Source organism: Ensifer sp. ENS06 (genome assembly GCF_014852205.1).
Lineage (GTDB): Bacteria > Pseudomonadota > Alphaproteobacteria > Rhizobiales > Rhizobiaceae > Ensifer > Ensifer adhaerens.
Genome location: NZ_JACVBC010000012.1, coordinates 124,229 through 137,776 on the forward strand (window position 1 = coordinate 124,229; position 13,548 = coordinate 137,776).

At 57.3% G+C, this 13,548-nt stretch carries 5 protein-coding genes; all 5 read right to left on the bottom strand.

What is annotated here, in order from left to right; translation table 11 throughout:
• Positions 1-107: 107 nt before the first annotated feature.
• A complete protein-coding gene (locus IB279_RS29230) occupies positions 108-677 on the bottom strand; it encodes a hypothetical protein (RefSeq protein WP_192340269.1) in 570 nt (189 codons plus the stop codon).
• Positions 678-1,090: 413 nt separating this feature from the next.
• Positions 1,091-2,491 (bottom strand): TolC family protein, encoded by a 1,401-nt coding sequence (locus tag IB279_RS29235; protein ID WP_192340271.1) that lies wholly within the window; start codon positions 2,489-2,491, stop codon positions 1,091-1,093.
• Positions 2,492-2,523: 32 nt separating this feature from the next.
• Positions 2,524-4,464, bottom strand: a complete 1,941-nt coding sequence (locus IB279_RS29240; RefSeq protein ID WP_192340273.1) for an ABC transporter permease — start codon at positions 4,462-4,464, stop codon at positions 2,524-2,526.
• On the bottom strand, positions 4,461-5,663 hold the full coding sequence (locus IB279_RS29245; protein WP_192340275.1) for an efflux RND transporter periplasmic adaptor subunit: 1,203 nt from the start codon (positions 5,661-5,663) through the stop codon (positions 4,461-4,463). The genes IB279_RS29240 and IB279_RS29245 overlap by 4 nt, the downstream gene beginning before the upstream one ends.
• 669 nt (positions 5,664-6,332) lie before the next feature.
• A complete protein-coding gene (locus IB279_RS29250) occupies positions 6,333-13,475 on the bottom strand; it encodes a non-ribosomal peptide synthetase/MFS transporter (RefSeq protein WP_210338731.1) in 7,143 nt (2,380 codons plus the stop codon).
• Positions 13,476-13,548: the final 73 nt, after the last annotated feature.

Genomic DNA, 13,548 nt, shown 5'->3' on the forward strand with positions numbered 1-13,548 from the left:
CGGAGACAGCGCAGGAAAACGCCACCGCCTCCGGCTGTGATGCTGATATAGTCGACACGTTGCGCGGGTTATAAATACACAAAAAGTAGCAGACATCGGGCGCTGGGTTAAAAGTGCTCTGTCTTCTCGGTTACAATCAACGCTTCGTCTGTCTTGAAACGCTCAAGCATTCTTCGAAGCCGATTGTTCTCGTGGTGAAGACGTCGCGCCAGCAGGTCTTTCAGCCTCCGGTTCTCTTCCTCGAGAGCGGCAAGGTCGTCGGAGGGTACTTCGGTTGCAGCCGTGATCGTTTCACTAACGGACCGACGAACGCTGCGCGCCCGGCGCGGACGCTGCGGCGCTCCAGGTGACGTCGTCTTCGGACTGTCCTCTTGCGACGGCGAGATAAAAGCAGAATCGGCGGCATTCTGGTTCGCTCTGAGCTCTTCTGCCAAGGCCCCGGGCTCCGCGATTGAGGTGGCGATGCTGGTGCCATCTGTTGAAGACAGCTCAGCACTTTGCTCAGACCAATCCTCGCTGGTGCGGTCAGCCGGTTCGAAAAGATGCGGCGCTTCAGTCTCCGCCTCACGCACAAGCGCCTTCAGGTCGGTATCGCCCCATATGGAAGAGGGATTGATTGTAGAGCGCCGGCGACCCGATTTGAATTCGACGACAAACTTTCGCTGCTGTGGTTTCATATTAATCCAATTCAGGAGTGCGAGACCGGCACGATGCGTGAAACCGCTCCCACCACGCTTTCTGGCGGTGCTATCTCTTTGAAGACACGCGCTTGGATCGCGTCAGTGTTACTATCCTAGTATCGCTCTCGTCTGCCATAAGGTGTTTTGCCTCTCCAACAACACATCCTTTTCTTATGAGCAAGGGGCAGAGTCAATAATCTGCCTGCAGCGCGAGCAAATCCGAAGTCGCTCCCATCGATCCATCCAGCGGCTCCTGACGCAAATAGCATGAACCTGCGGGTAGTTGAGTCTGGTCAACGAAGCTGGCGACCTTCATGAGTCGGCGATATGCAGCAAGGGATATAGGGATTAGTCAACGGAACCTGCGTATCAGGATCTGATAGCCAGGTGCAGCGCAGTCTTAAAGGCTGTCAACGGACGGTATTCCTTGCTGCGACAGAAGGATCGGAACCACTCCTCTCATCTGGTGCCGGTATGGCCGCTCCGCCAAGGGCGCGAACAAGACTTCCTTCGTTTAGCAGGCGCGCGAGGCGATTATCGATCAGCATGTTCTCGGCAAGTCTCGTGCGCTCCTGCGCCTCAAGTAGTGGTCGCAATGGGAGCGAACCGGCTCGAAACCGTTTTTCGTATAGCGCTTCGACACGCCGGTGGGCCTCGAGAGCACGAGTAAGATGCAGAGCCTCCCGAGATAAGGACGTTCTGACCGACAGGCCGTCGGAAACCTCGGAGAGCGCCGTCAGCATCGCCCCCCGGAAAGAGGTCACGGCCTCTTCATACTGTACCTCGGATACCTTTACCTGCAGCCCCATCTCCCGCAAGTTTAGGAACGGCAGCACCGCCCTGGTGCCAAGTGTGGCGAGAGGATTTGCCAGAACGTGCGCAAGCTCTTGGCCGCCAGCCCCAAGACTACCAGTCAGCGATATAGGCGGATAGAAGCTCACTTTCTTTTCGTCTGTTCGGCGGAGAGCCGCCCGAAGCCTCATCTCCGCGGCACGCAGATCTGGGCGGCGGGAAATCAAATCGGCCGGCAGGCCGGGGGGCAACTCTGGCAACGCTCCAGGTGGAAGCCGCAGCGGCTCCGCAATAGGATCGGCGCTGCCGTTGAGGAGAATGGCAAGGCTGATGCGCTGCTTGGCGCGTTCCCGCAGGAGGGCTTCGCGCGCGGCACGTTGTGTTTCAAGCACTTGGGTTATCTCGAAACGCTCGAGGTCAGACGCCGTCTCGACCCGTCGCATCGTTTCCACTATGCGTTCAGTGCGCTCAGTTACGGCAAGTCCGGCAGACGCGCTGTCGAGCATCTGGTTTGTGTGGCCAAGACGCCACCAAGTCGAAACAGTCGCAGCGACAACGGTCAAGCGAGCAGCTTCAAGATCCTCTGTCGACGCCGAAGCTTCCAGGTTGCCGATGTCACGTATCGCCGCCGTCCTACCCCAAAGGTCCAGTTCATAAGACAGATTAAAGGCTGATTGAAAATGCTGCGTTGCAGATCGGCTACCGCCAAAAGGCCTGTTTGTGTTTCCGTCAGCGCCACCAGAAAACTTCGGCATGCCAGTCTCCCCAGCGAGGCGAGCATCAAGCATCGCCCGGCGGGCACGAAGGCTGGTCGCAAGCAGATCGTTGTTGGCGGCAAGTACGACGGGAATAACGGCGTTGAGGCCCCGATCACCGAAAGCTCTCCACCATTCATCGTCTATGCTGGGCTTGTCGCGTCCAAGATCCGTGGATACCTCCCATTCAAATCCACCGGGCAATTCTGGACGGTGAAATTCGGTCGGCGCCAGACACCCTGAGAGCGCTATCCCGGTTGCCATAGCAACCGCCGTCTTTAAGGAGCGCATCACGTCTATTCGCTTGCCAGTGCCTGGATCGGGTCGAGGCGCGCAGCGGTGCGTGCCGGGAGATAACCAAATACAAGGCCGACTAACACGGTGAAGCCAGAAGCCAGAAGAATCGCATCGAAACTGAGGATGATGGGCAGGGGCAGCAGGAGGACATCGGAAAGCGCGGCCAGACCAAATGCAACGGCAATGCCGAGGCTGCCACCAACGAGGCAAACGACAATCGCTTCGATCATGAATTGGGTCATGATATCGATATGCCGGGCGCCGACCGCCATACGCAACCCAATCTCACGCGTGCGCTCGCCTACTGAAATCAGCATGATGTTCATGACGCCGATTCCACCGACCAAGAGGGCAACTGCTGCCAACGAAGCAATCAACAAGCTGAACGTCGCCATTGTTCGCTCAGTCGATCGACGGATCTGTTCACTATTAACAATGAAAAAATCCTTCACTCCGTGCCGTCGCGCCAGGAGGTTGCTGACTGCACGCTCGACCAGATCGCTATCAACGCCGTAGCGAATCCTGAGCGTGATGTTGGCGAGCGGCATGGCTCCAACCAACCTCACCCGGAAAGCCGAGTGCGCCATATAGGCATTCAAAGCCGTGTCTCCGGATCCCGGCAGAGCCACGACACCGACGACCGTGACGGGTGCCCTGTCAATAAGGACTGTGCGCCCCGTCGGATTGGTATCCTTAAAAAGGGTCGACGCGGCGATATCAGACAGAACCACGTTAGGATGGGCACCGGTCACGTCGTCCGATGTCAGCGCCCGGCCAGCAACGAGTCTCATTCCGTTGGTCCGAAAGTACGACGGCCCTACGCCGGAAACCTGCAGGTTCGCATTCAACCCGCCATTGCGACCCTTCAGACTTGCCGCAATCTCGGGTGATGTGCTGTCGACATAGGGCTGTGCCGCCAAAGCATCCGCATCGGCCGCTGTCAGGCTGACAACGGCCGATGCATTTGGATCACCGAAATCGCGCCCTGGATAGATGCCCAAAGAGTTCGTGCCGAGAACGCTTAACTGGTTCATTACCGTGTTGCGAGCACCCTCGCCGAGACCGATGACCGCCACCACCGCAGTGACACCAATAATGATGCCAAGCATTGTCAGCCCGGTACGCAGCTTCTGTGCGACCATGGCCCTAAAGGACATGGCAAACGCGTTTACTATGCGAGAGACGACGGCCGGGAACGGGTTGTGACGAGCATATGGCGCACCGGTCTCCGCCAACGAATTGGCTTGAATACAACTCTGTCGACTGTCCGCAATGATGCGACCGTCTGCGAACTCGACAGTCCGTTGCGCATGGGAGGCCACGTCGCGATCATGGGTGATGATGATGATCGTGCGCCCCTCAGCGTGCAGTTCCTTGAGTACGGACAAAACAGCTTCTCCCGATCGGCGATCGAGTGCACCCGTTGGCTCGTCCGCAAGAACGACACTGGCGTCGTTCATCAAGGCGCGCGCGATTGCTATCCGCTGCTGCTGGCCGCCCGACAGTTGGTTGGGCCGCGAAGACCGCCGATCCGAAAGACCGAAGTATCCAATGATGCGATTGGCCCGTCGTCTACGTTGGTCTGCAGGCATTCCGGAATAGATGCCCGGTAGCTCCACGTTTCCGCTGATGGTCAGCGTGTTGATGAGGTGGTACCGCTGGAAAACAAAACCGAAACAATCGCGCCGCAGTCTTGCGAGATCATCAGAGTCAAGCTTCCCGACATCGACCTCTCCGACAAAGTATTGGCCGCTGTTGGGTCGATCCAAGCACCCCATAATGTTCACAAGCGTGGATTTCCCTGATCCTGACGCCCCGACGATCGCTACCATTTCTCCCGGCTCTATAATGAGGTCCACACCGTCAAGTGCGGCGACCGTCTCTTCGCCACTGTTGTAGAAACGTGCGACACCGCGCAGCTCTAGCCGTGGTGCTCTCATTGGCGGATCATATCCGTGTCTGTGGGACCGGCATCGAGTTGAAGCAGAACTTCCTCGCCCTCGGCCAATCCCTCCAGGACCTGCACATCGATGCCGTTGGTAATGCCCGTTCGCACGCGGCGCTCATCCGCTTGGCCATTGTTTTGCCTGACGAGCGCACTGAAAAGGCCCTTTTCATCCGGGCCACGAAGCGCGGCCCAAGGTACCAGCAACGCATCAGCCACGGCATTTGTTACGACGGTTACATCGGCCGTCATCATAGGCTGCAGCTTGCCGTCACGGTTCGATGCTCTGAACAACACATTGAAATAAATGGCTTGTGCGGAAGCGCCAGCACCCGCCTGCACGCCATTGCTTGCAAGAGAGCTTAGCATTGTGGAAGCCGCGGGTTCGACCTCTTCCAGAATGCTTTCACGGTTGAGCCTGCGGTCGCTGAAGGTGGTAAACTGAACCTTCTGTCCAGCTTTGATGCGCCCGACATCAGCCTCCGAAATCTGCGCGCGTACGATCATTACGTCGGTCTGCGCGATGACCGCGATGACGGGCGCCGTTTGGGCTGAATTCAATGTTTGTCCTGGCTTGGCCACCAATGCGATCACACGTCCGTCGATAGGTGCCAGTATGCGCGTATAACCAAGATTGGTTTCGGCCTTCTCAACTTCGACAGTGGCGTTTTCGATCTGAGCCGCTGCGAGGTCGCGTTCGGCAAGGGCGATCTGAGCTGCAGATTCTGCATCGTTCAGATCCGCACCTGATCCCGCCCGACCGGCATAGAGATCCTGTTGGCGCTTGAACGTGCGTTCCGCCTTTTCCAACTGAAACTGCCGTGCCCGCATCGTAGCCTGCGCCTGCGACAAAGATGCGCGCGCCAATCGAAGTTCGTTCTGCTGTTGCAGCGAGTCAATTTCCGCAATTCGCTCGCCTGCTCGGACACGGTCTCCAAGCCTAACGCTTATTGATTTCAACTGGCCGGTTACCTGGGCTCCGACCTGGACGAGTTGCGACGGCTCGAGCGTCCCGACCGCCGCCACGGTCTCCGATAATGCGCCTCGACGAACAACGTCCTTCAGGGCCGCGCCCTCGCTCGGATCGGAATTTGGAACTGCAAACGTGGCGGCAGTACCGGCGCAGACCAGCAGTGCGATAGCCAGCACGACAAGCCTTTTGGGGGAATTGTTATGGCGTGTTTGGAATGTCACAGTAACATCTCGATCGGCGCTATCCTGCGGAATGGGTCAAAATTTGTCCGCTGCCGAGATCACTTTCGTCTTTTCCTAGACAGCTTTTCGTCTGCGATTCTCGCACGGATATCTCGATATATATTGCCGCAAGATTGCAGGAGGGTAAGATTCTCTCCTTTTCAAGAGAATGGCTTGTCCTTTGAGCGTCCTTTGCCTGTGCGCCACACAAAGCTGTCCCGGCTGCCACGCTGCTCGTCCCGAACCAGCAACCCGGCGCCAAAACCCCGCGCTCTGGATGAAGATTACGATGGGACTGGCCGACGTATGCAATTGTCAGAAGGGCTGTTTTGCGGCGCCACACGCTGACAACGGAGGATCACAGGATAAGGACCTGCCCTTGCGTCGTCGGGACTCATCACAGTGACTACAGTGGTGGCAACCAAAACACTGTGAATAAGGCCCCTCACTTGGGGACAAGCGGCGAAGCCCTATTCTGAGCAGACCCATTTCTGGAGTTCAGACTGGCGCTCGCAATACGGATATTCCCTAGGTCCTCTAGCGATGTGGGCGCCTGACGGACGGGATAGTTACAATTGCTCCTGCATGTTTGCTCGATCGCCACGCGACAAACCTTGGCACGCTGAGACAAGGCAACTGAAGCTCCTCATCGCCTACCAAACTATTTCGCTACCTATTATCGTACTTCCAAACACTATTGAAACCTGCCCCAAAGGCTGCATCGGCCCGCATCTGGATCGTGTCACGATCCTCAATCTCCGCGTCAGGCACTGCGTCTGGCAAAACATCTTCAATTGCCATAAAGGCCGAATTAAACGCACCGATCAACGACCAGACCATCAAGAGTAGCCCGGATATAGTAACGACGAATGCGAGACCCCGAGCAGGTCCGGTTCCAAACCAGCCGCCGACAGCGTGTGCAAGCGGCGTACCATCCAGCAGCGCAGTCCGAAAAAGAAGATCGGCCAACGGGCCCATAATGAGATAGCCGAGCGGCATCGTAAGTGTCATGGCGGTAATGAAAATCGAAAGCACGCGCCCCTGAAGTTCGAGCCCTACTTTGATTTGGACCAGCGAAATCCAATGCCCGTTTATGAGGGCCTCGCTTGCACCCATGGCGAACATGGCTGCAGCGAGGGCCCGAGGGTCTTGCGCGTACCCGAAGACCGCAAGAGCAACCGCATTGATCATCATGAAAATGACTATGCCTTCGGTCCGCCGCCTTGTGCCACCCCAAATGGACATTGCTACGGCTCCGCAGACGGTTCCTGCACCTCCAGCAGCCAAGACCGCCGCCAAAGTAGATGCTCCATGTTCAATGAGAACGATCGGCACAATAAGCGAGAATCCTGTCATGTAGACAAGATGATCGATGACGAAGAACTTCAGGGCCGACAGCAATCCAGGGCGAAGGGCAACATACCGCCACCCGTTGCGTAGCTGTGCGCGCATTGTCTCTTCGCGCCGCCTAAAGAGCCTGTTGGGAATTCTCACGAGAACGAGACTGACAAGCGCAACCGCGAACGTCGACAAATCCGCCAAAAGAACCTGATGCAAGCTCAAAGTCCCAATCAGCCCCCCCGCAAGCAGCGGCGCAGCCAGCACGCCGGCTCCTCCACCAATCTGTGTGATCCCATTCGCAGCCCCCAAGAAGGCTTTCGGGACGAGCTGGGCAATCGCCGCAAGATAGGCAGGCCGCTGGAATGCATTTGCGACCGAAGAGACCGCGCAGAATGCGTAGACATGCCAAATATGCAGGCCGCTCGTCAACGTGATGCCAATGAGGCCAAGCGTCGCCAATCCCGAAGCCAGATCGGAAAGCAAGAGGATCAGTCTGCGATCATAGCGGTCGGCAACGGCACCTGCCAAAGGACCGATAAGAATACCCGGTAACAACGAAATCGCGCTTAAGAAGGCGTAGTCTGTAACGCGGCCCGTCGACTGGAATACCCAAATGCTCAAGAAGAGTTGCGTGAGGGACGTGCCGATCAGTGAAACGAATTGGCCGAATGCTACAATCCAGAAATCCCGCATGGGTGCCAGAGGCTTCGCCATCTTCTGCACCACGCCGAAGTGTGAGTTCACAACGGAGTCTGCCCGGTCGTGACGCGAAGGCTGCCATTCGTCGATGATCTGTCCCAGTTGATCGGCCTGATGGGTAAGGAAACTGTGACCAGCCTTGGGAATGACCCTGAGGCTGACATCATCGGCATAGTGCCGCCATTCTTCGTATCGCTCCGTGTAATGCTCGGTGACGCGATCTCGCTCGCCAACGACCGACAGGACAGGTGCCCGCAAGCGCAGCCGAATATCTGACGTCAATGTTCGCGCAAAGTATTCTTCAAGCGCGCGTGCATCATGACGTACAGCACGCATGACAAAAGCCTGTTCCTCCCCGTTTGCGTATTCGTCGAGCCCACCACCAAGGGCCCGCATCTCTTCAAGTATCGCTCTATCGGAAACCAGCCTGTCGATCGGCAATGTCCGGTAAAGCCAGTCAAACAAGCGTCCGGGCATGCGGGACATCGGGAACATTGCTCCGATTACGACACCCTCGATTTTTATCCCCAAGTCTTCCGCTCGTCGTGCCAACTCAATCGTCAGAGCACCCCCATGGCAATGGCCATAGAGAAATATCGTGCCCGAGAGCTGTTGCAGTTCCTGGAGGCATAGTGCAGCAAGCTGATCGAAGGAAATCATGGCTTCGTCTGCGCGGGACCAATCTCGGCCGGGAATCTGCAGAGCCAGCACCTGCCAGTCGGGACCAAGGGCTTTGGCCAACGGCTGGAACACGGCCGCTTGGGCGCCCGCATAGGGGATACAAACCAGCGTGCGAGTGCTCGACTGATCGGATTTTTGCAGCTCGTGAAGAAGACGGTTGACAGGCGAAGCCCCACGTGGCGCGTTCATGATGTCTTCGAGGTGTGCGGCCAGATCAACCAGGCGGGTGTGCCGATAGATATCCAGAAGCGCTAACCTTTGACCAAACCGAGCTTCGACAGCGCGTGTCAGGCGAAGGGCAGTAAAGGAAGTTCCTCCGAGTTCAAAGAAACAGTCATTCAGATAGACGCACTCGGTTTCGAGCAAGGTTGCCCAAATGCCTGCAAGGCTTTGCTCAACGGCGCTGGCAGGAAGCAACTGGATTTCGCTCAACCGCAACGAACCGTCGGGGTCGGGAAGCGCACGACGGTCGAGCTTACCGTTCGGCGTTTTGGGCAACTGTTCAACGACCATCACCTGGGTCGGAATGCTGTGACGCGGGAGTATCCGACTAAGGGCATCGCGGATCTCGACAAGTAGCGGCGTTTCATGACCGGGGCGGACAACGATATATGCGACCAGGTGACGTCCGGCGCGTACATCCACCGCAGCTGCCAGAACACAAGGTATTGCGGAACACGCCGCTTCGATTTCGCCGGGTTCTATCCGATGACCATTGTACTTCAGTTGCTCGTCCAGGCGACCCAGGACCTCGATTAGCCCATCCAGGCGCCGGCACGCCCGGTCGCCAGTCCTGTAAATACGTGCGTCATCATCATCTATGAACGGGTCGCCGCGAAAACGCTCTTCCGTGAGTTTCAGCCTGTTATGGTAGCGCTGCGCAACTCCCATTCCTCCGATCCAGAGTTCCCCAACTCCGCCGGGGGGGACTTCGCGTTGATCGACATCGAGTACATAAAGGTGCGACCCGTCAAATGGCCTTCCGATTGGCACCGGAGCTTCATCTAAAAATCCTTCCACATCGCCTTCGAAGTACGCGCTGTCGACGGTTGCTTCCGTTACACCATATGAATTCACCAGACGCGCGTCGGGAGCAAGTATCCCCCGGGCCCGACGGTATTCGTGCACCCTCCATGCCTCGCCACCGACTGCCAGCAGTCGTACGCTGCCAAGCACGTTTCCTTTCTTTTCGACGTGCGCCATGAATTCTCGAAGAACCGTGGGAACGAGCTCGACAAACTCTATTTTCTTCACCTCCATCAGCGCGAAGAGCGCCTTGGGATCAAGTTGGACCTCACGCGGACATATGACCAAGTGTCCGCCCGTTCCCAGCGCGCGAGTGGTTTCCCCTATGAATACGTCGAACGATGAACTGGCGACTTGGAGGTGCCGTTGACGTGGTTCCAGTCGGTAGGCCTCGGCCCACGCGTACAATTGGTGGGCCAGGCTCGATTGCGATACAACGACGCCCTTCGGCTGCCCGGTCGTGCCCGACGTATAAATCAGATAAGCGCTATCATCGAGGTTTGTGCTGATTTCGGATGGAACGTCACCGGATGCTCCTATTGCCCCCACGTCGATGAGGGCGACATCACCAAGCTCTTCAGTGTTTTGTCGCCCGCAGACGATGACGGCCACAGGGCCGGCATCATCGATCAACAAGCGTCTGCGCTCTAGCGGATACTCCGGATCGATGGGGAGGAAGACCCCGCCGACCTTCCAAACTGCAAGGAGCGCGGCGAACAACAACGGGGTGCGAGGCATGTGCAGGGCCAGAACCTGACCAGATGATACGCCTCGCTCAACGAGGACATTCGCAATCGCATTCGCCTTGGCGTTCAGAGCTTCATAGCTTATCGTTTCCCGTCCAAGGGTCACGGCCAGGTCGTTGGGAAATTCTCGCGCATGGGACTCCATGCGGGACAATACCGTCTGGATTGAAGCTGCGCGCCCGATCGCTTGCGACGCCGGCGTCCTGCAAGACCCTGACGTAATTGCTGCTTCAATCGTATCTATACGACTGCCGACGTGTTCAACAGCTGTCGACATAAGATCAATCATCGACGTCAGCAGCGCCTGAGCCGTCGCTTCCTCGTAGAGTTCGGAAGCGTATTCCAGGTACAGATTTGCACCTGTAGCCAGAATATCGAGGCTGAAGGTGAGGTCGAGGCGACTGTATCCCGCAAAGCCTGTTTCGACGTGATCGATACGCAAAGCGCCGCATTGGGCCGCAGCAACCGGCGTATTCTGAACGATAAGCATCACTTGCGACAATGGGCCCCGATCGGGCCGTGATAGAATGCCGGCTCGTTTCATTGCCTGCGATATCGTGACAGCTTTGTTGTCTATGGCGCTCAAGACGGTCTCACGTACGTGAACGAACGCGTCCTGCCACGTCAAGTTCGGGTGCAGCGACAATCGGATGGGAAGAACCGTTACAAGCGCTCCGATTGTCGTCTCGCTGTAAGCGTCGTCCCGGTTCGCGACCGGCGTCAATATCGTGACATCACGCGTTCCGGTCGATCGTGACAGGACGACGTACAGGCAGGCGAGAACTATCGCGTATGTCGTTGTGCCGGCCGTTCGGGCAACGTCTTCAATCTTGCAGAACAAGGACTCTGGGATGATCGACTTCAATCGTGCGCCACTGAACGATCTGGTCTTTGGTCGGGCATGGTCGAGCGGAAATTCGACCTGCGTGCGGGCGCCCGCCAGTGTTTCAATCCAAAAGCTTTGAACCGCAGCGTTGTCGGCTTGCTTTGCACGAGCAGCTACGTCCAGGAGATGGTCTTTGAACGGGCGTGGCGCCGGCAGCGTTTGATCGCCGAGAATATCTGCCAACTCGCGAGCGAGGAGATATGTCGACCACCCGTCGAAGGCGATGTGATGTACCGCAACGATCAATTCCGAGTAATGATCCGCAAGATGTACATAAGTTGCGGCGAGCAACGGGCCGGCTTCGATCTCGAACACCGTCTGTGCCCGGCTGTCTATCAGCCGGTCCAAGCAAGCGCCCTGTTCGTCCGGACGGGCGTCTCGAAGATCCGCGACCTCGTATTCGAATTGCGGTGCTTCCGGCTCAAACGTCACTTCCGGACCGCCGTCACCGCAACGAAAAACCGCCCTCAGCGCGTCGTGTCTTTGGACAATGATGTTCAGCGCCCTCGAGACAGCCGATGGATCTGTTTCACCAGTGATTTTGAAGCGAGCGCAGATTGTATGCATCGCAGTACCGGGCATCAATTGCTCGGCCAGCCACACATCACGCTGAAACTCCGTCAGCGATACGGGTTCGTCGGCATTTTCGACAATACCGCGGACCTCTGCGCGCGGCTGTTCCGCGATGAAAGCCTCCAGTTCAGAGATTGTAGGGTTGAGGTATACGTCTCCGGGTGAAATCCTCACTCCGAAATCTCGGTGGATGCGGGAAGCAATCCGCATGACCGACAGGGAATGCGCACCCAGTGCAAAGATTGTATCATGGGGAGTGCTCACGTCGCAGCCAAGAACCTCTCGGATGATCCCCGCGAGCGTCACTTCCCCGGTTTCCGGTCTGGCAGGTGCCAATGACTGCGAATACTGTCTTATGAGTTCTGCAGTATCGATCTTGTCACGGTCTGTCCGTGGTAATCGTTCAACCCGCATGAGGCGCGACGGCACCATGTGTGGGGCAAGTCGTCGGCGCAGATGCTCTTCGAGCGCTGTGGTCGAAAGGGCAGTGTCGCCAAGCACGAATGCCCAAAGTGCTTGGGCCTGCTCGTTGAGACAAACGACGGCCTCGTTGACGCCGGAATGCTCGACGATTGCTTCTTCAACAGCTGCCAATTCGACACGGTACCCGCGAACTTTGACTTGCCGATCGACGCGACCCAGATATTCCAAGCGCCCATCTGGTCTCAGGCGTACCCTGTCGCCCGTTCGGTAGTAACGATGTCCGTCGGCGCGGGTCACGAACTTCGCGGCGGTAAGCTCGGGCTGGCCAACATAGCCTATCGCTGTCTGAGGCCCCCCCAACAGAAGCTCACCCACTTCTCCGACTTCGACAGCACACTCGACTTCGCTTTCTATGCGGACGAGCATGCCGCCCAAGGGGCGACCAATGGACGGCGTCGGATCTTCAGCTTCACCAACGCGTGGGCCTGCGAGTTCGTCGCAGGTTGCAATGACAGTTACCTCGGTTGGTCCATAGGCGTTCAGCAATCTGACGTGGCGTGCCGAGGATAAGGCGCGCCACGCCCGCACTCGCTCGTTGCTGATCTTTTCGCCCCCAACACTGACTAGCCGAATGAACGACGGAAGCGTCAAGTCTTCCGCCACCAAGGCGTCGACCAACTCATGCCAATAGGCCGTCGGCAGATGGAGAACCGTCAATTTCAGTTCTTGGCATTCTTCCAAGAATGCCAAAGGCGATGCGATCATGCCGTCATCGCGGATCACGACCGTTGCTCCGACGCTGAGCGGCGGAAAGATTTCCTCGACACTCGCATCGAATGAAATCGACACGAACTGCAGTACCCGGTCATCACGAGAAAGGTCGTAGAGAGCAGCATCGACCTGACAAAAATGGTCCAGGGCTCGTCTTGGAATCTCGACACCTTTGGGCCGGCCACTGGTGCCGGATGTGTAGATGACATAGGCACCGTTCGACGGTACGGAAAGCGGAAGTTCGAGTTCCAGCCGCTTGGAACTCGAGCCCTGAGCATCCATGAAATCAATGCCTAGATCCAGGAATGGCTGGCTCCACCTGGCTGCCCCCACAACGCGCGTGATGCGGGTATTCAAAACGATCTCGGCCAATCGCTCCGTCGGGTAACCGGGATCCAACGGAACATATTTCGCACCGGCAAGAAATATTGCGAGCATTCCAACAACCGTCGAAATGCCCCGTTTGGCCACCAGCCCCACCGCTTCATCTGGCAAGACCCCGCTGGATCTTAGATTTTGAGCCAGGTCTTGGGCGCGGGCGAAAAGCTCATCGTAGCTTAGATGCTGCTTTCCTTCGATCACCGCGATCGAGGTTGGACGGTCCCTGGCGTGTTCAGCGATAGACGCTATCAGCCGCATGGGGTTTTGATTGACCGCATTCATCATGTTTCCGATCGTGTCTGAATGGAACTGACGAAGACAAGCGCTCGACAGGCCACCCGATGTCGCGGCCTGTCGA